This window comes from Brenneria populi (assembly GCF_036016195.1).
In the GTDB taxonomy this organism is placed as follows: Bacteria; Pseudomonadota; Gammaproteobacteria; order Enterobacterales; family Enterobacteriaceae; genus Brenneria; species Brenneria populi.
This window is the reverse complement of sequence record NZ_JAYWTM010000001.1, coordinates 119263-139960: the sequence shown is the minus strand read 5'-3', so window position 1 is coordinate 139960 and position 20698 is coordinate 119263. Positions and strand designations below refer to the sequence as shown.

Annotated in this window: 19 protein-coding genes, 1 tRNA gene and 1 pseudogene; 12 read left to right on the top strand and 9 right to left on the bottom strand. The window is 50.2% G+C overall.

From position 1 onward, the window contains the following. Positions 1-305: 305 nt before the first annotated feature. Together VSX58_RS00665 and VSX58_RS00660 are read left to right on the top strand one after the other, a co-directional pair. Positions 306-860, top strand: a complete 555-nt coding sequence (locus VSX58_RS00665) for a cytochrome b (RefSeq protein WP_327614399.1) — start codon at positions 306-308, stop codon at positions 858-860. Positions 861-889: 29 nt separating this feature from the next. Beyond that, positions 890-1465, top strand: coding sequence for a YceI family protein (locus VSX58_RS00660; protein WP_327614474.1), 576 nt, complete (start codon positions 890-892; stop codon positions 1463-1465). Between the two features lie 45 nt (positions 1466-1510). On the opposite strand, the gene trhO is transcribed toward VSX58_RS00660, so the two are convergent. After that, a complete protein-coding gene (gene trhO, locus VSX58_RS00655; protein ID WP_327616347.1) occupies positions 1511-2578 on the bottom strand; it encodes an oxygen-dependent tRNA uridine(34) hydroxylase TrhO in 1068 nt (355 codons plus the stop codon). 384 nt (positions 2579-2962) lie between these two features. On the opposite strand from trhO, the gene VSX58_RS00650 reads away from it, so the two are divergent. Continuing rightward, positions 2963-3883, top strand: a complete 921-nt coding sequence (locus tag VSX58_RS00650) for a Kdo(2)-lipid IV(A) acyltransferase (protein WP_327616346.1) — start codon at positions 2963-2965, stop codon at positions 3881-3883. Between the two features lie 190 nt (positions 3884-4073). On the opposite strand, the gene mdoH is transcribed toward VSX58_RS00650, so the two are convergent. Further along, positions 4074-6632, bottom strand: a complete 2559-nt coding sequence (mdoH, locus tag VSX58_RS00645; RefSeq protein ID WP_327616344.1) for a glucans biosynthesis glucosyltransferase MdoH — start codon at positions 6630-6632, stop codon at positions 4074-4076. Further along, entirely contained in the window at positions 6625-8193 is a 1569-nt protein-coding gene (locus tag VSX58_RS00640) for a glucan biosynthesis protein G (protein ID WP_327616343.1), read from the bottom strand. The genes mdoH and VSX58_RS00640 overlap by 8 nt, the downstream gene beginning before the upstream one ends. Positions 8194-8697: 504 nt before the next feature. Here VSX58_RS00640 and VSX58_RS00635 point away from each other — a divergent pair. Both VSX58_RS00635 and VSX58_RS00630 read left to right on the top strand, forming a co-directional pair. After that, entirely contained in the window at positions 8698-9105 is a 408-nt protein-coding gene (locus VSX58_RS00635; protein ID WP_327616342.1) for a DUF2946 domain-containing protein, read from the top strand. Between the two features lie 111 nt (positions 9106-9216). After that, entirely contained in the window at positions 9217-10719 is a 1503-nt protein-coding gene (locus VSX58_RS00630; RefSeq protein ID WP_407654823.1) for a PepSY-associated TM helix domain-containing protein, read from the top strand. Between the two features lie 68 nt (positions 10720-10787). Here the strand turns inward: VSX58_RS00630 and VSX58_RS00625 are convergent, their stop codons facing one another. The 3 genes from VSX58_RS00625 to VSX58_RS00615 all read right to left on the bottom strand — a co-directional run bounded on the left by VSX58_RS00625 (position 10788) and on the right by VSX58_RS00615 (position 14668). Further along, positions 10788-12446 (bottom strand): methyl-accepting chemotaxis protein, encoded by a 1659-nt coding sequence (locus tag VSX58_RS00625; protein ID WP_327616340.1) that lies wholly within the window; start codon positions 12444-12446, stop codon positions 10788-10790. A gap of 1410 nt (positions 12447-13856) precedes the next feature. Next, a complete protein-coding gene (locus VSX58_RS00620; RefSeq protein ID WP_327616338.1) occupies positions 13857-14135 on the bottom strand; it encodes a hypothetical protein in 279 nt (92 codons plus the stop codon). A 239-nt stretch (positions 14136-14374) separates the two neighbouring features. Then, positions 14375-14668 (bottom strand): hypothetical protein, encoded by a 294-nt coding sequence (locus VSX58_RS00615; protein WP_407654822.1) that lies wholly within the window; start codon positions 14666-14668, stop codon positions 14375-14377. Positions 14669-14860: 192 nt separating this feature from the next. Between VSX58_RS00615 and VSX58_RS00610 the strand changes: the two genes are divergently transcribed. The 3 genes from VSX58_RS00610 (at position 14861) to VSX58_RS00600 (ending at position 16011) form a co-directional block, all read left to right on the top strand. Continuing rightward, complete coding sequence (locus tag VSX58_RS00610) at positions 14861-15046, top strand: GhoT/OrtT family toxin (RefSeq protein WP_327616337.1); 186 nt, start codon at positions 14861-14863, stop codon at positions 15044-15046. Between the two features lie 80 nt (positions 15047-15126). Then, on the top strand, positions 15127-15648 hold the full coding sequence (locus tag VSX58_RS00605) for a DUF523 domain-containing protein (protein WP_327616336.1): 522 nt from the start codon (positions 15127-15129) through the stop codon (positions 15646-15648). Positions 15649-15744: 96 nt separating this feature from the next. After that, positions 15745-16011: a DksA/TraR family C4-type zinc finger protein gene (locus VSX58_RS00600; RefSeq protein WP_327617031.1), complete on the top strand. Its 267-nt coding sequence runs from the start codon at positions 15745-15747 to the stop codon at positions 16009-16011. A gap of 48 nt (positions 16012-16059) precedes the next feature. Here VSX58_RS00600 and VSX58_RS00595 read toward each other — a convergent pair whose 3' ends face one another. Continuing rightward, positions 16060-16491: a universal stress protein gene (locus tag VSX58_RS00595; RefSeq protein WP_327614385.1), complete on the bottom strand. Its 432-nt coding sequence runs from the start codon at positions 16489-16491 to the stop codon at positions 16060-16062. Between the two features lie 371 nt (positions 16492-16862). Between VSX58_RS00595 and VSX58_RS00590 the strand changes: the two genes are divergently transcribed. Both VSX58_RS00590 and VSX58_RS00585 read left to right on the top strand, forming a co-directional pair. Further along, positions 16863-17318 (top strand): hypothetical protein, encoded by a 456-nt coding sequence (locus VSX58_RS00590; protein WP_327616335.1) that lies wholly within the window; start codon positions 16863-16865, stop codon positions 17316-17318. 348 nt (positions 17319-17666) lie between these two features. Continuing rightward, positions 17667-18503, top strand: coding sequence for an MBL fold metallo-hydrolase (locus VSX58_RS00585; protein WP_327616334.1), 837 nt, complete (start codon positions 17667-17669; stop codon positions 18501-18503). A 160-nt stretch (positions 18504-18663) separates the two neighbouring features. Here VSX58_RS00585 and VSX58_RS00580 read toward each other — a convergent pair whose 3' ends face one another. Next, entirely contained in the window at positions 18664-19215 is a 552-nt protein-coding gene (locus tag VSX58_RS00580) for a hypothetical protein (protein WP_327616333.1), read from the bottom strand. A 207-nt stretch (positions 19216-19422) separates the two neighbouring features. Here VSX58_RS00580 and VSX58_RS00575 point away from each other — a divergent pair. Then, positions 19423-19557: pseudogene (locus VSX58_RS00575) on the top strand (tyrosine-type recombinase/integrase); the annotation flags it as partial. Between the two features lie 59 nt (positions 19558-19616). Here VSX58_RS00575 and VSX58_RS00570 read toward each other — a convergent pair. Beyond that, positions 19617-19704 (bottom strand) — tRNA-Ser (locus VSX58_RS00570). Positions 19705-19928: 224 nt separating this feature from the next. Between VSX58_RS00570 and yccA the strand changes: the two genes are divergently transcribed. Beyond that, on the top strand, positions 19929-20588 hold the full coding sequence (yccA, locus tag VSX58_RS00565; protein ID WP_327616332.1) for an FtsH protease modulator YccA: 660 nt from the start codon (positions 19929-19931) through the stop codon (positions 20586-20588). The last annotated feature ends 110 nt before the right edge of the window (positions 20589-20698 follow it).

Here is a 20698-nt window from a genome sequence, read left to right as displayed (position 1 = left end):
CAGATCGTATCCCTTTTATCTTCATCACGCGTCACCGAGCAGTATCGTGAGATCGCCGATCGCAGTATCCTCGCAGAGCTTTAGGGCCGCCCCAACGCCGGCCGGCGTTAAGCAAACCAGCCAATCGCGGCGGGTTATTTTTTATCCGCGCTTCGCATCAGATTGAATAAAACATAAATTCCTATTCAAATAAATTGTTCAAATTCGCCCATTTGTTAAAAATGGTGACTTTATATTGCTTTTATGTTTAGACGTGTTTAAGTTTGCAAAATTGCACCGGTTGCCTGAGATAAGGAGACGTAACTATGCTTTGGCGTAATACTTCATCGCGTTATGGTCATATCAGCATTCTTCTTCATTGGATAGCCGCGCTAACCGTATACGGCATGTTTGCGTTAGGACTCTGGATGGTGACGTTGGGATACTATGACCAGTGGTACCACCGCGCGCCCGAAATCCATAAGAGCATCGGCGTGTTGCTTTTTGCCGTGATGGTTTTCCGCGCGATCTGGCGTTTTCTTTCCCCGCCGCCGCCGCCGTTAAGCAGTTATTCCGCCCTGACCCGCGTGAGCGCCACTCTGGCGCACATTGCGCTGTACGTTGTTCTGTTCGCGCTCTTAATCAGCGGATATCTGATTTCCACCGCCGAGGGGCAGCCTATTTCAGTTTTTGGCTGGTTTTCTATTCCAGCTACATTAAGCGGCCTGACGGATCAGGCCGATGTCGCCGGTACCGTGCATCTTTATCTTGCCTGGGTGGTGGTGGCGCTGTCGGCGCTGCACGGTTTAGCCGCACTAAAGCACCACTTTATAGATGGTGATACGACGTTGAAACGGATGTTGGGCCGCAACATCCCTTAACTTTATAAATTGATGGAGAAATACCGATGCTGAAGAAAACACTATTGGGTCTGACCGCCGTATCTATGCTAGCCTCCGCCGGATCGGCTCTGGCAGCCGATTACAAGTTTGATAAAGAAGGCCAGCATGCGTTTATCCAGTTTCGCATTAAACATCTGGGCTATAGCTGGATTTACGGCGGCTTTAACGACTTTGACGGGACATTCACTTTTGATGCGGACAACCCAGCCGCCGATAAAGTGAACGTCACCATTAATACCAACAGTGTCGACACCAATCATGCGGAGCGCGACAAGCATATCCGCAGCGCGGATTTTCTGAACGTATCCAAATATCCTCAGGCGACATTCACCTCCACGGAAGTGAAAAAAGACGGCGATGAATACGACATTCAAGGTAACCTGACCTTAAACGGCGTAACCAAGCCGGTGACGTTAGAGGCGAAACTGATCGGTCAGGGCAACGATCCCTGGGGTAATTATCGCGCCGGATTTGAAGCGGAAGGAACCATTAAGCTGAAAGACTTTAACATTACCCAGGATCTGGGCCCGGCATCTCAGGAAGTTCAACTGATTATTTCCGTTGAAGGCGTTCGGCAGAAATAATGTATCGGCACAGCCCTTTCCATTGATGAAAGGGCTTTTTTTAGGTTATTTCTCTTCATCCTCGGCGGCAGGCGCAGGGATATGCAATGTGGATTGCAGCAGTCCTCTCGATTTATTAAAAATTTTCATGCCGTTTTCGCGGCCGCTGCGCCGGGCTCGTTGTTCCGCCAGCGGAAGACGCCGCTCTTCCCGACAGGTTTCGCTACAGCATCCTTGATATTTTTCCGCGCAGGCGGGGCACTGAATGAACAGCAGGTGGCAACCTTCGTTACGGCAGTTGGTATGACTGTCGCACGGCGCGCCGCACTGATGGCAGTGCGCGATCACGTCGTCCGAAATCCGCTCGCCCATTCGCTCGTCAAACACAAAATTTTTGCCGATGAATTTTAGCGGCAGCCCCTTGGCCTTCGCCTGACGCGCGTATTCAATGATCCCGCCCTCGACATGATAGACGTGCTTAAAACCGTGATGGCGCATATAGGCGCTCGCCTTTTCGCAGCGAATCCCGCCGGTGCAATACATGACGATATTCTTATCCTGCCCCTGTCTGAGCATATCCACCGCCATAGGCAGCTGTTCGCGAAACGTATCCGAAGGAATCTCCAGCGCATTCTCAAAGTGTCCGACTTCATACTCATAGTGATTGCGCATATCGACAAAAAGCGTATCGGGATCGTCGGCCATGGCGTTGACCTGTTCAGCTTTCAGGTACTGGCCGACATTCGCCGCATTGAACGTCGGATCATCGATGCCGTCGGCCACGATACGGTCGCGAACCTTCATCCGCAGCACCCAGAAGGATTTGCCATCATCATCCAGCGCAATATTCAGCCGCACCTGGTCGAGCGCCGGATGGGCGCCGAATAATAGCGTTTTAAACGCTTCAAACCGGCTATTCGGCACGCTGATTTGCGCGTTAATCCCTTCCGCCGCGATATAGATACGGCCAAAAACCTGGAGCCGCTCAAACTGGCAATACAGACGATCGCGGAACGCCTGCGGTTCATCAATGGTAAAATATTTATAGAAAGAAACTGTGGTTCGCGGCTCGGTTTCAGCAAGCATGCGCGCTTTCAGTTCCTCATTGGAAACCCGGTTATGTAACACTGGCATGGTGTACTTTCCTGTCTTCATTGAGGTTAATTATGGCGATTCGCCGCCAGACTTTCGCGGCGGATTAAATCGCCGGCATCATACCCGATAGCAGGAATGAAGTCAGGCGATGAAGATAAAATAACCGCCTGCATAAATATAACGGGAATTATTCCCCCGTTGGTCAAAGGAACGCCCGTCGATGGCATCAACGGTTACACACCGCCGGCGCCAAATGCTATCATTACCGCCACCACTCTTTTTTATATAAAAATCAGGCTATAGCACCCCGCAAAATTTTTGCTAATGAAAGCGCCGCTATCATCTATCCTGTTGGGTGGGAATCTTATTTCATTTTTTTAACGGTACACGTGCCTAACAGCACCAGAATCTGATACTGAGGCCATGACACAACTCCCCACTTTTAATCGTTCATTATTACACCCGCGCTATTGGTTAACCTGGCTGGGGGTGGGCTTGCTCTACCTGATTGTATTGCTTCCCTATCCTTTACTTTACCGCATCGGCACCGGACTCGGTCATCTCTCAATGCGGCTGCTTCCCCGCCGGGTTGAGATTACCGCTCGCAATCTTGAGCTCTGTTTTCCCGATATGCCGACGGCGAAACGGGATGAACTGGTCAGAAAAAACTTTGAAGCCGTCGGGATGGGCGTACTCGAAACCGGCATGGCATGGTTTTGGCCCGACTGGCGTATAGAGCGCTGGTTTACCGTCAAAGGGCTGGAAAACATACGGCCGCTGCGGGAGCAAAAACGCGGCGTCCTCTTGATTGGGCTGCACTTTCTGACGCTGGAACTTGGCGCGCGCATTTTCGGCATCAAAAATGCGGGGATCGGCGTCTATCGCCCCAACGATAATAAACTGATCGATTGGCTGCAAACCTGGGGCAGAATGCGCTCGAACAAATCGATGCTCGATCGCAAAGATCTCAAAGGGATGATCCGGGCGCTGAAGCAGGGTGAAATTATCTGGTATGCCCCCGACCACGACTATGGCCCCCGCAGCAGCGTGTTCGTCCCCCTTTTTGCGGTGGATAAGGCGGCCACAACGGTGGGAAGCTATATTCTGGCCAAAACCGCCAAACCCGCCATCGTGCCCTTTGTGCCCCGTCGCCTGCCGGCGGGAAAAGGATACGAGCTGCTGATTCAGCCCGCGGAATTAGAGGTTCCCCTGGAAAGCGAGGAAGCGACGGCGGCCTGGATGAACAAAATCGTCGAGCAAAATATTCTCCTGGCGCCCGATCAATATATGTGGCTGCACCGCCGCTTTAAAACCCGTCCCAAGGGCGAGCCCTCGCTCTATTAACCTCTCTCGTAAAACCTTATTCACATCGGCCTGGTGTGGATAAGGGGTTTCCTGCCTACTCTTACGGTTTGACGACGAGCCCGGCGGATACCCTGCGGGAGATTAACGATGGTCAGGGAAGAAACCCGTCAACGTAAAAAAAAGCAACGGCGTATGCCGTTGCTTTTTATCCATTCGCCGTCACGGAATGCTATCCCTTAATATAAGGCGAAGGGAGTTTCCGGTAATAATCGGACCACGACGCATACTGTTCAGGATGCTGCCAGACCCGATAATGCAGACGGGATATCGTCACCGGATCGCTTAGCAGCGCCAGACGCAGATTATTGCTCACCTCTTCCGGACTGCGGCTCAGCGCGTCATCGACGTTCTGTTGGCGAACGCGCTCTATCGCCTGGCTGAAACGGTGGCGCGCCGTCGCCATAGCGCTGGCGAGAGCGTTAACCGAAGGATCGAACACTGCTTGCATAAAGCCGTGCTCCAGCTTGCGCTGACGATTCAACTGCCAGTAGCTATCGGTCGCCACCAGCTCCCGCGGCGGATCGTACTCTTCCGGGATCAATAACAGCTTGGCGCGCTTGCAGCCCAGGCCCAATGAGGCGCGGCTGGAATAGACGGAGACAAACGGCGACAGGATCAAGGAGAAGACAATCGGCGCAAGCCACCACAGGAAACGCAGATCGAGCCACGCCATGCCTATCGCCCACACCAGACCCAGCACTAATTGAGAGCCATGACGGACAAAGGCTTCTCCCCAAGGCGTCGCATCATCATCGCGCTGCGGCGAATTCCACTGCACCGACCACCCCAAAAAGGCGCTGACGACAAACACCGTGTGGAATAGCATTCTGACCGGCGCCAGCAGAACGGAGAATACCATCTCCATCAGCAGCGAAATCACCAGCCGGAACGCGCCGCCATACGCCTTCGCGCCCTTGGCGCAAATCAGGATCACGCTCAGCAGTTTTGGCAGGAACAGCAATACCAGCGTCGTGGAGAACAGAGCGATCGCCAGCTCCGGCCGCCACTGCGGCCATACCGGAAACAGCTGTCTGGGCTGCAGGAAGTATTGAGGCTCCATCAAGGTGTGCACTATCTGCAAAGCCGTCGATAGCATCAAAAACATGAACCACAACGGCGCCGACAGATAGGACATCACGCCGGTAAGAAATACGGCGCGGTGAACCGGGTGCATACCTTTAACCAGGAACAGACGGAAGTTCATCAGGTTGCCGTGACACCAGCGGCGATCGCGTTTCAACTCGTCCAGCAGGTTGGGCGGCAACTCTTCATAACTGCCCGGCAGGTCATAAGCGATCCAAACCCCCCACCCCGCGCGGCGCATCAGCGCCGCTTCGACGAAGTCATGGGAAAGAATCGCCCCGGCAAACGACCCTTCGCCGGGCAACGGCGCCAGAGCGCAGTGTTCGATAAAGGGTTTCACCCGGATAATCGCGTTATGCCCCCAATAATGGGATTCGCCCAACTGCCAGAAGTGCAGACCGGCGGTGAACAACGGGCCGTAAACGCGCGTGGCGAACTGCTGACAGCGCGCATACAGCGTATCCATGCCGGAGGCTTTCGGCGAAGACTGAATGATGCCCGCGTTAGGATTCGCGTCCATCAGCCTGACCAGCGATGTCAAACATCCGCCGCTCATTACGCTGTCCGCATCCAGGATCACCATATAGCTGTATTGGCTGCCCCAGCGGCGGCAGAAGTCGTCGATATTGCCGCTCTTACGTTTTACGCGGCGACGGCGGCGGCGGTAAAAAATCCGCCCCTCGCCGCCCACGTCGCGGCACAGCTCCATCCAGGCTTTTTGCTCTGCGACGCAGATATCCGGGTCGTTGCTGTCGCTTAGCACATAAATATCAAAGTGATCGAGCGCTCCGGTCGCTTCCACGGACTCGTAGGTGGCGCGCAAACCGGCAAAAACGCGCTCTACATCTTCGTTACAGATGGGCATGATCAGCGCAGTACGGTGATCCGGATTAAGCGGCTCATCGCCGACCGATGTGGAAGAGATGCTGTACTTATCCCGACCAATCAATAGCTGCAGGAATCCCATCAGCGCCGTCCAGAATCCGGCCGAGACCCAGCAGAAAAGGACCGCGAACAGGACAAGAATGCCGCTCTGCAATACGTATGGCAGCAGTTGCAGGAACGATTGCATCAACGGCTGATCCGCCATCTCAAACGGGTCAACCAGCGCCCAGCCTTGATAAGGCAGGATGGTTTTCATGTACCATGTGGCGATCGCGGTCTGAAAAAGCGTCAGCACCAGCAGAATGTAGCGCCGTATCGTGCCAACCGTACGCCATCTGTTTTCCGCGATGGTTTCTTCCGGGCTGGCGTCATGATAATGATGACGGGGCGGCGCCGTTCGGCCCAGCAGGCTTTCCCACCAGCGCACCAGCGGATTGGTGCGCCAAACGTCGGGGAACATGGAAGAACGGGTGATCTTCGGCATCGCCTGCAACGCCGTCCGCCCTTCGGTATCTTTCCCCAATTGCTTATCGTTGTTCAGGCCATCAGACCAGGCCATCTCCAAACGGGACTGAACCGAATTCAGCGCGACGTCTTCTGCTGAATGGATCTTGACCTGGCCGCCATCCGACAATGCCTGATGCAATGCAGACTGATCGATAGGCTCTGATTCCGGAAGTTTTTCACGCAACGCCCTTGCCTGCTCGGCAGGCAAGGGCAATTTCTCGATATAATCGAGAGGAGAAGTTGACTTATTCATTAGCAGGTAGCTGATAGCTCCAGGTTTCAGTCAAGGTCGTTTCGCCATTGACCAACGCAGCCCGCATTTCTGTCGGCTGTTTGTTATCTTTAACGCGTAAACGCAGCGTCAGGCGCCAACCGTGAGTTACCGGATTATAACGGACGCTGTTTTCAACGATCTCGCCGTTGTCGCCGATACTGACCTGAGAGCTGACCGGTGTTGTTTCATCCATCTCTTTTAACGATGATCCAACGAAATCAACCAGGAAAGCAACGGTGCCGTCAGGCTGACGAATCAGATTCGACTGTTTGACATCGCCGGTGGAGCGGCGCGTCTGCAGAACATAGCCGATATCCGGCGAATGCAGCCGATCTTCGTCGCTGGTGAAGTGCAGACGGTACTTTATCTCCAGAGGCTTGCCGGCCTCAGGCAAAACTTCCGGGGTCCAGAAGGCGACGATGTTATCGTTGGTTTCGTCGGCGGTTGGGATCTCGACAAGCTCGACCTTACCTTTACCCCAGTCGTCTTTCGGCTCAACCCAGCCGCTCGGGCGCAGATCATAACGGTCGTCAAGATCTTCATAAGCGGAGAAATTGCGGCCGCGCTGCAGCAAACCGAACCCTTTCGGATTTTCTATCGCATAGGTGCTGACAGACAGGTGCCGTGGATTATTCAGCGGACGCCAAATCCATTCGCCGTTGCCGGCATGAATCGACAGCCCATTGGAGTCATGCAGCGCGGGGCGGTAGTTCAGCGTAGGAGACGGCTGATTCGGCCCGAACAGATACATGCTGGTTAACGGCGCGACGCCCAGTTTGCCGACCTTATCCCGCAGGTATACTTTAGCCTGAACATCGACAACGTTGTCGCTTCCCGGATAAACGATAAAGCGATACGCCCCGGCCGCGCGCGGCGAATCCAGCAAGGCATAAATAACCAGATGCTTATCGGCAGGTTTAGGGCGCTCAATCCAGAACTCGCGAAAACGCGGAAACTCTTCCCCTGAAGGCAACGCGGTGTCAATAGCCAGGCCGCGGGCGGACAGGCCGTAAATCTGCCCTTTGCCTACCACGCGAAAATAACTGGCGCCCAGCATACTGACGATTTCATCATTCTTATCCGCTTTATTAATGGGATAAAGGATTTTAAAACCGGCAAAGCCAAGGTTCTTCACCGTTTCGGGATCGTGATTAACGGAGCCGAAATTAAAGTAATCCGCGGAATATTTAATCTCATCCACCGTCGTGGCGGTCACTTCATTGATTTTCACGGGCGTATCGAAATACATCCCCTGATGATAAAACTGCAGCTTGAAGGGCGTCTGCAGGCTGTTCCAGTACGATTTTTCCTGATTGAATTGAATTTGCTGGTAATCAGCAAATTTCATATCACGAAATTGTGCTGGAAGATTGCTTTTCGGCGCGCTAAAACCTTTCGCCGCCAACGCCTCTGCCTGTTGAGCAACATCATCGATGGAAAATGCCCAAGCCGGCGCTGCACTCAAAGACAACGCGACTACCGCTGAAAGCCAGCAAAGGCCAGCAGCCCGCTGTTTAGACCCAAGTTTATTAACCAGCACAACTCCCCCTGTTCGTGTGCTTCAATCAATTAAAATCCATATTAAAGGATAAGTTAGCTTTCCGACAACTTGATAACGATATGATTCATCATAATAGGTCAGCGTTTAAGCAACCGGAACGCCGGTAGATGATAGTCCTGATGAAAAAAAGAAGACAGGCGGCATGCTCATTTTTCGCGCGCCCCGTTTCGGCCGCGCCGGACGTGGAATCTGTATGCAACGACATCAAATGCAACCTGCCCTCCCCTATTTCGCCGGCGCCGCGACGGTTTCGCCGCGCGCCGCCCATTAAATCGCCATTCACCCGGCGTATGCCGGAAAACGTCTGATGCCTATCGGCAATGTCTATTCCACTATATCGAATACCACCGCGCTCTGGCTTCAGGAATATTCTGTTTACCGAGAGTCCTTATTGAAACGACACGCAAACATTTATGTAACAACGCCAGAATAAATGGGGTACAGTGTCGGCCACGGAATCCGATAGGCCTGAACGCCACGCTTATGCTTTTGTCCTCGCTGCGGCAGCGAAGTTTCCCGGCCTGGTGCGGCATCTTCGCTATATTGACCATTTTCATTGCGCCGGCGATCTCGCAAACGCTGGCGCATTGTCGTCATGGCGGGCTCCAGGCGTTAGACGCCCCAGCGAATTCAACAGAACGCCGCCATCACGTCGGACATGACATCTCCGGCGCGCATGCACCTTCCCATCCAGGTTCGGACCCGGCGGCGGATCATCAAGCCTGCGGCTACTGCGTTCTGTTTTGCCACGCGCCCGCGCTGTCCGGCATAGCCGGCATCGCCGTTGCCGCAAGGCGGCGGCCGACCCGTAGCCGCATTATCACGCCTTTATCCGCCGTCATTCCGTTCGGGAGATTTGCGTCTCCCATGCCGCGCGCGCCGCCCCGCTGAATAAACGCCGATAGACCCACGGGTATTTATAAAGAAAATCCGCGGGCGATGCTCGTTGCGACCATCGCCCGCGGCTTGGCCATTTCTCGTCAACCGACTTCAGAAGGTTTTATGCCGCATCTTAAAAACCATGCGTCGCCGACCTCGCGCCGAGGCGCGTTACAAATGGATACGCCCTTACCGCAAAACGCAATATCAGATACCGTATCACCGCGCGCCGCGCTGCTCGCCTTATTGATTCGTCTTCATTTTTATATCGGTATTTTTGTCGGCCCCTTCATTTTCGTCGCCGCGCTCACGGGGACGCTATATGTACTGACGCCGCAAATTGAAAACCGTCTCTACGCACACCAGCTTTTTACCGAAAGCCGCGGCGCGCCCCATTGGCTGGCGGCGCAAATCGCCGCCGCGCAAACCGTATTCGCGCATCATGATGCGGCCCGACTGAGCGCCATTCGTCCGGCACCCAAACAAGGCGAAACCACGAGAGTGATGTTCGCCATGCCGGAATTGGCGCCCTCGGAAAGCCGGGCCATTTTCGTCGACCCGGTATCGCTGGCGATTCGCGGCGCCGAAACGGTTTACGGCACCAGCGGCATTCTGCCTTTCCGCACCTGGATAGATTATCTGCACCGGGGGTTGCTGCTCGGCGATATTGGGCGTATTTACAGCGAGCTTGCCGCCTCCTGGCTGTGGGTAGCCGCGTTGGGAGGAGTACTCATCTGGCGCGCCACCCGGCGTTCTACCGCGTCCGCCGGACGACGCGGCCAGAAAATCGAGCGAACGCCGGCGGCGCGGAAAAGGCGCCTGCGCCGCCGCCATACCACCATGGGGTTATGCCTGCTGCTGGGGATGCTGTTCTTTTCCGCGACCGGGCTTACCTGGTCGCAGTGGGCGGGCAATAATATTTCGGTGGCCAGAAACCTATTGGGCTGGCAAACCCCTACGGTGAAAACGCAGCTTAACGGCGAGCCGATGGGAGGCGACGAACATCGGCATGCGGACGAACACGCGGAGCATCATATGCCGACGGTTTCAGCCCACGGAACGGCGGCGCCGGCCGAAATTTTCGATCGCGTATTGGCCGCCGCCAGAAGCGCGGGCATTGACGCCCTGAAAATCGAGATCAAGCCGGCCCGTTACCCCAACCAGGCCTGGACCGTCGCTGAAATCGATCGCGCCTGGCCGACACAGGTCGATGCCGTTGCGGTTAACCCGGCAACGCTTGAGGTCGTCGACAAAACGGATTTCAATACCTTCCCATTGGCGGCCAAGCTCACCCGCTGGGGGGTTGACGCGCATATGGGCGTGCTGTTCGGCTTGCCCAACCAGATTCTGCTGGCTATTTTCGGCCTTGGGCTTTGCGCGACCATTATCTGGGGATATCGCATGTGGTGGATTCGGCGCCCTGCATATCAGGGCGCCGGCAATCCGGTTAAAACGCTGACCGCAGCGTTATTAAAAACCCGCCGCGCGCCCAGAATGCTAGCGATCGCCGTTAGCGTTCTGCTTGCCGTCTGCCTACCCGTTATGGGCGCCAGCTTACTGCTGTTTATGCTGATCGACCTTATCCGCTGGCGCCTGAATCGAACCGCGATTCCCCAGGCGCTTTAGGCATGACGGCCATCGTAGAAAAAACCGCCATTGAAGCATTCTTTGGCGATCATAACTGTCGGGCTACCTTAAAAAGCGCGCCAGTCCGCCAGCTCGCCCGTTTTCTTCTCCTGCGGAATTTCCGCGCTTTCCGCGGGCGGCAACGCCGGGGCCTTCCTGCTTACCGCGCCGCCGCTATGCGCCGCAGCCAGTTTAAATACGCTGACCGTCTGGGTGAGATTATGGGCCTGCTCCTGTAAAGAGAGCGCCGCGGCGGCCGACTCTTCAACCAGCGCCGCGTTTTGTTGCGTCGTGGTGTCGATTTGTCCAACGGCCAGATTGATTTGGTTAATGCCATCGCTCTGTTCGCGGCTCGCCTGCGCGATTTCGCTGATAATGCTGTTAACGCCCTGCACATTTATCACCAGAGAGTTCATGGTAACGCCGGTTTCCTCCACCAGCCCCATGCCGTCCTGAACCTTGTTAAATGAATCATCGATCAATTCTTTAATCTCTTTGGCCGCCGTGGCGCTTCTTTGCGCCAAAGCGCGAACTTCGCTGGCGACGACGGCGAACCCCCGCCCCTGTTCGCCCGCGCGCGCGGCCTCTACGGCGGCATTCAGCGCCAATATATTGGTCTGGAAGGCGATGCCGTCGATCACGCTGATAATTTCGGCCATACGCTGCGACGAATCCCTGATTCCGCGCATTTCCTGCGTCACCTTTTCCATCATCTTGCCGCTTTTTTCCACGGTATCCGATGTATTCGCGGCAAGCTCGGTCGCCTGAACGGTGTTATCCGCCGTATTCTTTATCGTCGACGTCAGCTGTTCCATGGACGATGCCGTCTCCTCCAGGGAGCTGGCCTGCTCCTCCGTTCTGGCGGAAAGATCCTGGTTGCCGGCCGCAATCTGCGAGGCGGCGCTTGAAATGGTTTCCGCGCCGTCCCTAACCTGCGTAACAATTTGCCTCAGGCTGGCATTCATGTTCTGTAAGGCCGTCAGCAACATCCCGGTTTCATCTTTGCGGCCAGTCTTGATTTCCGACGTCAAGTCCCCTTTGGCGACGTTCTCCGCCACAACCAGCGCATCTTGCAGCGGACGCGTCACGCTGCGCGTGATCAACAGAGCGATAACCAGCCCCGCGATGATGCTGGCGATAACAACGATGGCCATGGCGATCAGCGTCTCTTGGTAGCTTTCCGCGACATTATTTGCCGATGCCGACATTTTCTCATCTTGCGAATCAATCAGTTCAGCGACTTTATCCTTATACTTCTGCTGCTCGACGCGCGTTACGTTGAAATACTCTTTAGTGGCGCTTTCCACATCTCCGGCGACAATGAACCCGGACAGTTTGTTGGCCGAAGCAAGGAAATCCCTGCGGATATCGCCAATTGAACGCAAAACAGCCAGCGATCTTTCATCCACCGCATGTTTTTGCAGATAATCCATTAATTGAGAAACCTTTATCGAGTTTTCTTTGCCAAGCTCCAGCTGATGATTAATTTCAGCTTGCGTTTTTAATAGAAACAATACCTGCTGATTATTGAGGAAGGCGTTCAACTCATCGATTAACTGATTGCTTTTTACGGTTAATGGATAATCCTGAGAGACGATATCATCCATTTTTTTATTAAAATCGGTTAATTTTGTTACCGCTACGCCACCGACAATCAACAGCATCAACACCAGAAAAGAGAAGCCCGCCCCTAATCGATATCCTATACGCCAGTTGGATAAATTCATTGAAATCTCCTTTTGTTTATCCATTCGATTTCTATCCGAGGGAATAACCGTCACTCAATCGAAACAACTCTATTAAATAGGATGGTCCTCGGATATCTATCGTTGTACTTTATTTCCTATATTAAAAAATGATATGAGCCCTGGATCATGGATTTATCAACCTTCGTCGATAAACAATACGCCAAGAGACGATACCACCAGACAATCGTTATCAGGGAGAAGGCGGCAAGAGGAGCGGACCATTCGTTAAGCCAGACGGTATCCGCACTGATACTGACGCCGAGCCGATTCCGGGCCATACCCGTCATACTTCAAGTTGCCTGAGCGTTGGCTTTGTTACTCGCCCCATCCATGGAATTCGCCCTCGTTGGGGCCGCCTTCCTACAACTAGAATTATCTAGGGTAGATACGAAGTGTCGCAATGCCTACCGATTTTAGCTGAAAAAGAAAACATACTAAAGATAAGGGTTAATCACTTATCAATCCTGTAGAAACCACCCAATTTGCATACTCATCCCTAATGACCAAACAGGTATCGGCGCGTTAGCAATAATCTTTATATCTTCTTCAAAGATATTTTGTATTTTTATATATCTATTTAATCGATCGGTTTATCGCAATTCACTTATTTTACAGATAAGCAAGGTCGTTAATTAACAAGAATAAATAGATAACAAATTAGAAGATTGTCATTGCCTTATGAAAAATAACAGATTCAGCCACACACAAAAAATTAATTAAACACAAAAAGAAAAATAATATTATTTTTTCTTTTATTTTTATCAATTAGAAAATATGCGATACGTTTCTTTCCAGTGATTTTCGCATTCCATACGAGCATTAGGAATATAGTGTGACTTCATACGCCAGTATGAATTATCAATATCCCAAATAACAACGGTCGAATCATTTAATAGGATTGATTTCTGAATATAGATAACAGCGAAATACCCGCTCTGATGGTCACTCTTGTAGATCTCGTACCGATGATGTCCGATACCGTCATCTTGTACAAAAATCAGCGTTTCTTTAAGAGTTCCCATTAACATAATTGCCTCCACAAATGGTATGAATAGCATTTATCGGCAAAAGATAGGGAAACCTTACTGATTTATATCATAAATCTTGATGTTCGTTATATCTCCTTCATAACACAAACTACAGGTGCGTTGGCTTTGCTGCTCGGTCCATCGCGGGCTTGCCCTCTAAGCCGTCGCAAGCTTGTCGCGGCAATGCGCGTTACGGAGGTCATTTATAAGTCCGCCGGTAAAGAACCGACGTTTCGCATTGTTCAAAACGGTAACGTTTCGTCCTGCAACTCAAGTGATTTGAGGTATAAAAGAGAGCGATGCCATGACATAGCGCATAACGGCATGAACGTTATGTCATGACATGCTAAATCGCGGAATATTATTTTTTCTTTGAAGAGTTTTTCGTTTTATCTTTAAGTAACGCTCTAATTTTCTTGATTTCTTTCTGCGTTAACTGAGACTCTTCCTCCTCTTTGGTGTCTTGACTATCCACCGCTTCCACCGGCGACAGGTATGCTTTTTCACCATCCTCGAAGCTCTGTAATAATCTTTCACTCACTTCCGCGCTGATTGAAACCCCCTTTTCCTGGGCAGCGACTTTAATTTTTTCTTTCAGATCCGATGGGATCTTTAGCGACAGGCTAGATATCTCACTCATTTTATTACCTTTCTTGTGGGATAAAACAACAAGCTATGACAGTCCCCGATCAATGTCCATACTGAAACAAAAAATTAATATTTCCGTCACAATAAGATCATTAATCACCTGACTCCTGTAATCCGTCACTCAATGATAATACACCATTTATCCTGCTCATTTACTATATTAATTCTGCAAGGAAAAATTATTGAATTAGCCAACCAAGCGGCCGTTTATTTTTACCGTCGCCCGCGCCGCTAACGCTCTTTATGCTGCCGCCATTCGACAACCATTCTCGTTGATACCTCGTTTTTATAGCAAATGGGGGCGTATCCTCCGCGTCGGCTCCAGGCGCTCCTTTTACCGCAGCGGCTGCCGTTACGCGCGAAATGATAAGGACAGGGACAGTTTCCTGAATAGGCGGAAATAGATTCTTGAATTATCAGTTCTTTGACCTGCTCGTCAGAAATCTTGTGTAACTGCGCCATAGTATGAATTGGCGAAAAAAGCGTAACCAGAACCAGGGGAGCCAGCCCAAGCATCATTCTCATAACAGTATGCCGGTGAAATCAACAGACGCTTTTACTGTAGTACAGAATCGGCGTCCTAACCGCTCATCCGCCGGTCGGATTGAGCAGCGGGGCGACGCAGGAAGCCTTGTATGGAATCAATGGGTTAAAAAATTGATCATAAAATATTAACAGCATAGAATGCAGGCGCATTAAGCATAAAAGGAAGCAAACGTGCCACACCAGACCTTGTGGGAATCGATTAAACTTATTTACTGCATCGGATTCGTTATTTCACTCCTCGTCACTTTTCTGCTGAGCCGAGATAACTCGCTGACTATCCGGGTTCTGACATCCTTGCTCATCGGAGTTACCTGGCCGCTAAGCTTCCCCGTCGTGTTACTGTTCTCCATCTTTTAACGACGCAGAGTGTGCCGAAGAACGCTTGCGCCTGAAATTAACCCGGCTATGATAGTTGCCTTTACGCAATATCTTTTCCCATGAGTAAAATTCTAATTAGTGCCTGTCTATCCGGTTTTCCGGTGCGTTATAACGGCTCCGATAAAAAGTCGGTCGCGGCGTACCTCGCGCAGTGGCGACAGCAATCGCGTCTGGTGGTCTTTTGCCCCGAACTGGCGGCCGGCTTCCCCACTCCCCGCCCTTCCGCTGAGATTGTCGCATCCCGAAATGGAAACGCTGTGATAGCCCAAGGCGCCAGAGTCGTGGAGGCCACCGGCGCCGATGTTACGGAACGCTATATTTTAGGCGCCTGGCTAACCTTGCAAATGGCGAAACAGCACGGATGCCGTTTTGCATTACTCACCGAAGGCAGCCCTTCTTGCGGCAGTAATGTGATATACAGCGGCAAGTTTGATGGCAAGCAAACGCCGGGAAACGGCGTGACGGCGGAGCTTCTGAAAACGCACGGCATCGAGGTATTTTCCGATAAAGAGATAGAGCAGTTGATTGCGCGCGTCGAATATACCGATCGTCACGAAAATCCCCCCGCTGATGCCATCTAAACCCATTGCGCCGCCGTTATTCTTGAGTGGTCATTCTTGAATTGTGCGATTTACCCCCAATACTAAGGGAAGATTCGCTATTCTCCGGAGGTAATGATGGCTAGTGGCTGGTCAAATGATGGCGCCGTTCAGGATCAAATTGATGCGACTGTAAATGATGCTATTGCGCATGCCCGCAGTCAGTTGGCTAACGGGGAAAGCGCGCATTACTGCGACGAATGCGGCGCGACCATACCGGAAGCCCGTCGAAAAGCCTTGCCCGGCGTGCGCTATTGCATTGATTGTCAGGAGAAGCTTGACAAGAAAAGAACGCTCAACAGCGGCTATAACCGCCGAGGGAGTAAGGATAGTCAGCTAAGATGACCCATTTCCCGGCTTATTCCGCGGGATGGAATAAGCCGGATAGTCAGCCTAGCGAACGACTAATACCGATGTTTTAGCATGTCGTACAATTGCCGCGGCATTGGATCCCAGAAGATAGGTTTTCACATCAGGCCGACGGGAGCCGACCACGATCAGATCCGCCTCGATTTCCTCGGCCAGCTGCAGCACTTCATCGCGAGGGGTACCGAAACTTACGCTGAATGAAAGACGGGAGGCGGGAAGATCGATGGTTTTAATCAGGGAGTCCAGTTTTTCATCGGCTTTGACCACCGCTTCATTCTTGAACTCTTTTATCCCAAAAGAGTACGCTGATAAAAATGCCGAGGCATCAGGCAACGCATGAAAAAGATGCACCGTCGTCACGTCAGACATTTTTGCCAATTTGACCACATGAGCAAGCGCATTTTGGGTTAACTCATCTTCTTCAATATCGACTGGCACTAGAATGGTTTTATACATAGCGACCTCGTTCTTTGTGAACCGTTTATAACAAAGGTTAACCTGCCTTATCATTAACTACCATGATCCTGTTCACCTTTATTCGACGTTCACGGATGTCGTTCAAGCGGCAGTGGCGAAACCGGATAAGAAAACGCCGCCGGCGCGGTAATCCGCCGATATTTAAAGGCGACCGTAAGTCGGTTTATGAACGCGCTTCGCTAGCCTAAGGACATCCCGTTCAACGCTTGAAATAACGCGGGTTCACAGCTTGAAAAATAACTATAGAATATCTATAGTTTCAGCAAGTTAACATTATTCTCATCGTTCCGGCGATTCAGCATACGCCCTGCAAACGCTAACGCCGCCCAAGGGCACGAAGGTAAACTTTCATGCAGGAAATCTACTCATTGCTTTTATATATCTTACCGCCAATACTTTTCATTTTGTTGATAAGGCGGCTTTTTTATCGCCTGCGTGACAAAAAAGAACCTGGCGATGCCAATGACGGATCAATGAAAAAAATATCCGTGAATTCATTTTTCCTGCGGCTATTCGGTGCCTCACGGGAAGATTATTATTACGATTATTTTTATTTCTATCAGGTCCGAGAAGGAAAAAACCATAAAATACCGCTTTCTGATATTATCAGCGTTAAACCTAAAGCAATTAAAATAAACAACAGAAGCGTATGGGCCGTACGGTATCTGGTTCACGGCCTAGAGAAAGAGATCGCATTCGTCCATAATTTCTCCTTTTTCAATCGGAATTTTGCCGGTTTCTTGTCGGCGGTAAAATCAGCCAACCCTGATGCCGATGTTAAAGACTTAACGCTGCTTACGCTTTGACTGGAAAAATATCCACTGTGTTCGCAATGAGTAAGAAAAGCGCCTCCGGCGCGATGCTAGGATTGCCTGATCCATAAAAATATCGCGGATTAAACAAATGTTAATATCCAATGATTTCCTCACATGCTCTCTTGTTCTGACATATAAATAACAACGTTCCGCCAAGCAGATTATTTATGTGATATTATACCTTATAGGGTTCTATTGATTTTATACCATCTGAAGTTTATAGTTAACAGATTAGCAGGTGGTGTTGGACGTTTCGCCTGTAGGGAGACATCTTCCTTTTTAGAAAGGATGAACTGGTATTAATATATTTTTCCATGCTTAGCGGCTGTGAGGATAACCGTGAAACTAACAATTTTGGTTGATAACAATACCTTTATCGATAAATACTTAACTGGAGAACCGGGTGTTTCATACTTTATCGAATGCGACGGAAAAAAAATCCTTTTTGATGTCGGCTACTCTGACGTTTTTTTAAAAAACGCGCAAACGCTTCAAATAGATTTAACTAATATTGACGATATCGTTATATCTCATGGGCATAACGATCATAGCTGGGGTTTAAATCATTTAATTCAATATTATGATAGAGCCATCAAACCGCCTGAAAAGAAAATAAGCCTGATCTCTCATCCCGCGGCATTAGCGCCTAAATATTATGACAATAAGCCTATCGGCATGAATATCCGTCAGGACGAAAATGATTTTTTCTTTGAAAAAACTTGCACAAAAGAACCATTAAAGCTATCTGAGCATGTTATTTTCCTAGGTCAGATTCCTCGGACTAACAGCTTTGAGGCTAAAAAACCGGTCGGTCAGATACATGATAGCGATGGGAAATTAACCGACGATTACGTGCTTGATGACTCTGCTTTAGCTATAAAAACAAAACAAGGCCTGGTAATCATCACAGGATGCTCACATGCGGGAATTTGTAATATCATAGAACATGCAAAATTGGTCACCGGAGAGAACAATATTACTTCTGTTATCGGTGGTTTTCATCTCCTAAATGCAGATGAAGAAATATTACATGAAACAAGTAAATATCTTAATTCCCTTTCAACGGATACTCTTTATCCTTGCCATTGCACCGATCTTGCAGCCAAAATACATCTTTCCAACTATGTTAAAATTAAAGAAGTTGGTGTTGGGCTAACCTTAGATTTCCCTGTATAACTTATTATCAATTATTGTCACGTTAATAATTAATTCATCAAACCAGACAAAGAAAATGCGTCTGGGATCTACCGACGGTTGCCTTCCGCAGGCTAAAAGCCAAACGATTGACAGATGATAGAATTAATAGCACATTATCAAAACGATAACTTTCCCGCCATCATTTCTCGTAAACAGTTACCTGCCAGTAACTTTTACCGATTATTTTCTCCTTTCTAAAACCTTGCTTTTTAAGCTGAGAGCCAATCATACGATTCATGATGCCATGCCCCATTAGAAGAATGGTCGATTCCTTTTGGGCAAGATTTATCAGCTTTGCCGCAGCCGATTTAGAACGAATCTTAGCTGAACAATATGATTCGACATTTTTCGAAGACCCTATAAACCATAGAACACGAAGTAAAAAAGCATACGCCATAGGTGGTAAATTCAACCATGAACGGTTAGATAAAGGTAGCTGAGCCTCACAAAATATTGGGTCAACCATATCAGGTTTAATACTAATCATATTTAATGAAGTTAACGCCCTTGGTAAAGGACTGGCGGCTACAAAACTGTTACGCACAGAACTGTTCGTAAAAAAGTATGAAGGAGGATCTTCACTCACTTCACTTTTATCATAATTTTCTATCCATAACTTCATCTCATTTGAAGACAACTTTCCCGATATATTAATATCAGGCTTACCATGTCGTACTAATATGATTTTCATAAGAGCATCAAAGCTTATAAAAACAACATGATAACATTTAACATATCCCATTGGGAAACGGAATGATGAAATCAATTTTTATAAAAATATAAAAGGGAAAAATCGGCAGGAAACGTTTAGCAATATGGAATGCGAGTATAATTCCACGCTTCCGGCGCCATCCGTCCTCAATAGTTGGATTGATGATATCGGGAATACTTACCATTTTCCGATTACGAAGGGAACAGCAGGGACAAGCAGCTTTTCAGCGGGCGCAAAACAGAAAGCCAGGTGTTAATTTATGAGCGGAAAACAAAGGTATCGCCGACGCTAGATCGACCACCAATAAGAAAAATATTCTAAGAATCTTCTATCAGCCCAAAAAGAAAACGGGCTAGCCTAAGCTAACCCGTTGAATTTGTTGGCGGAGGAGTAGAGATTCGAACTCTAGAACGCTTTCGCGTCGCCGGTTTTCAAGACCGGTGCCTTCAACCACTCGGCCACTCCTCCGCAATGACGCGCACTATAAACAGAGAGCCGGACCTTGTAAAGCATCGCTGCGTTTAATTGCCTGAAAAATAGTCTTTTGCGGCTTAATTGGACGCAAAATCGCCAGGGAGTTCATAAACATATCAATTTTCAGCGTAAAGAAGGGTAAAACGGCTTTAATAACATTCGGCAACTATTTACTCTTTAACACTAGATATGGCCCCCTGAAAGAGAGAGTCGTTAATATGGATCGTATTGTTGCTTCATCAACCCGCGAAAGCTCGTTGCTTAGCACCCATAAGGTATTGCGTAATACCTATTTTCTGCTATCGCTGACATTAGGCTTTTCCGCTGTCACGGCGACCGCCAGCACGGTTTTCAACCTGCCCGCGCCCGGCTTAATATTAATGCTGGTTGGTTTTTATGGTCTGATGTTTCTGACTTACCGATTGGCAAACAGCCCGGCCGGCATTCTGGCCGCCTTTGCGCTGACGGGATTCATGGGTTACACGCTGGGCCCGTTATTAAGCACGCTGATATCCGCCGGCTCAGGCGACATTATTATGCTGGCATTGGGCGGTACCGCGTTGGTGTTCTTCTGCTGTTCCGCCTACGTGCTGACAACTCGGAAAGATATGTCTTTCCTGTCCGGGATGATGATGGCGGGCTTTGTTGTGCTGGTAGTTGCCATCATCGCCAACCTGTTTCTGCAAATTCCGGCCCTGCATCTGGCCATCAGCGCGCTATTTATTCTCTTCTCCGCCGGTGCGATTCTCTGGGAAACCAGCAACATCATTCACGGCGGCGAAACCAACTACATCCGGGCTACCGTCAGCCTCTATGTTTCGATATACAATCTGTTCGTCAGCCTGTTAAGCATTTTGGGCATTATGCGCAACGATTGATTATCTCCCGCCGCGACCCGATGCCATGCCCCATTAAAGTGAGGCTGAGTTTGCTGGCAAAATCCGGTGAGCGGCGATAATGGATGGATCGTAAAGACGCTGCAAGTACG

What these genes read in the sequence shown, in the direction of transcription:
- VSX58_RS00665 (WP_327614399.1), top strand. Translation starts at nt 306, where the DNA reads ATGCTTTGGCGTAATACTTCATCGCGTTATGGTCATATCAGCATTCTT.
- trhO (WP_327616347.1), bottom strand. Translation starts at nt 2,578, where the DNA reads ATGCCAGTGTTACATAACCGGGTTTCCAATGAGGAACTGAAAGCGCGC.
- VSX58_RS00625 (WP_327616340.1), bottom strand. Translation starts at nt 12,446, where the DNA reads ATGAATTTATCCAACTGGCGTATAGGATATCGATTAGGGGCGGGCTTC.
- VSX58_RS00595 (WP_327614385.1), bottom strand. Translation starts at nt 16,491, where the DNA reads ATGTATAAAACCATTCTAGTGCCAGTCGATATTGAAGAAGATGAGTTA.
- VSX58_RS00630 (WP_407654823.1), top strand. Translation starts at nt 9,217, where the DNA reads ATGCCGCATCTTAAAAACCATGCGTCGCCGACCTCGCGCCGAGGCGCG.
- VSX58_RS00650 (WP_327616346.1), top strand. Translation starts at nt 2,963, where the DNA reads ATGACACAACTCCCCACTTTTAATCGTTCATTATTACACCCGCGCTAT.
- yccA (WP_327616332.1), top strand. Translation starts at nt 19,929, where the DNA reads ATGGATCGTATTGTTGCTTCATCAACCCGCGAAAGCTCGTTGCTTAGC.
- VSX58_RS00600 (WP_327617031.1), top strand. Translation starts at nt 15,745, where the DNA reads ATGGCTAGTGGCTGGTCAAATGATGGCGCCGTTCAGGATCAAATTGAT.
- VSX58_RS00590 (WP_327616335.1), top strand. Translation starts at nt 16,863, where the DNA reads ATGCAGGAAATCTACTCATTGCTTTTATATATCTTACCGCCAATACTT.
- VSX58_RS00580 (WP_327616333.1), bottom strand. Translation starts at nt 19,215, where the DNA reads ATGAAAATCATATTAGTACGACATGGTAAGCCTGATATTAATATATCG.
- VSX58_RS00620 (WP_327616338.1), bottom strand. Translation starts at nt 14,135, where the DNA reads ATGAGTGAGATATCTAGCCTGTCGCTAAAGATCCCATCGGATCTGAAA.
- VSX58_RS00615 (WP_407654822.1), bottom strand. Translation starts at nt 14,668, where the DNA reads ATGAGAATGATGCTTGGGCTGGCTCCCCTGGTTCTGGTTACGCTTTTT.
- VSX58_RS00635 (WP_327616342.1), top strand. Translation starts at nt 8,698, where the DNA reads ATGCTTTTGTCCTCGCTGCGGCAGCGAAGTTTCCCGGCCTGGTGCGGC.
- VSX58_RS00605 (WP_327616336.1), top strand. Translation starts at nt 15,127, where the DNA reads ATGAGTAAAATTCTAATTAGTGCCTGTCTATCCGGTTTTCCGGTGCGT.
- mdoH (WP_327616344.1), bottom strand. Translation starts at nt 6,632, where the DNA reads ATGAATAAGTCAACTTCTCCTCTCGATTATATCGAGAAATTGCCCTTG.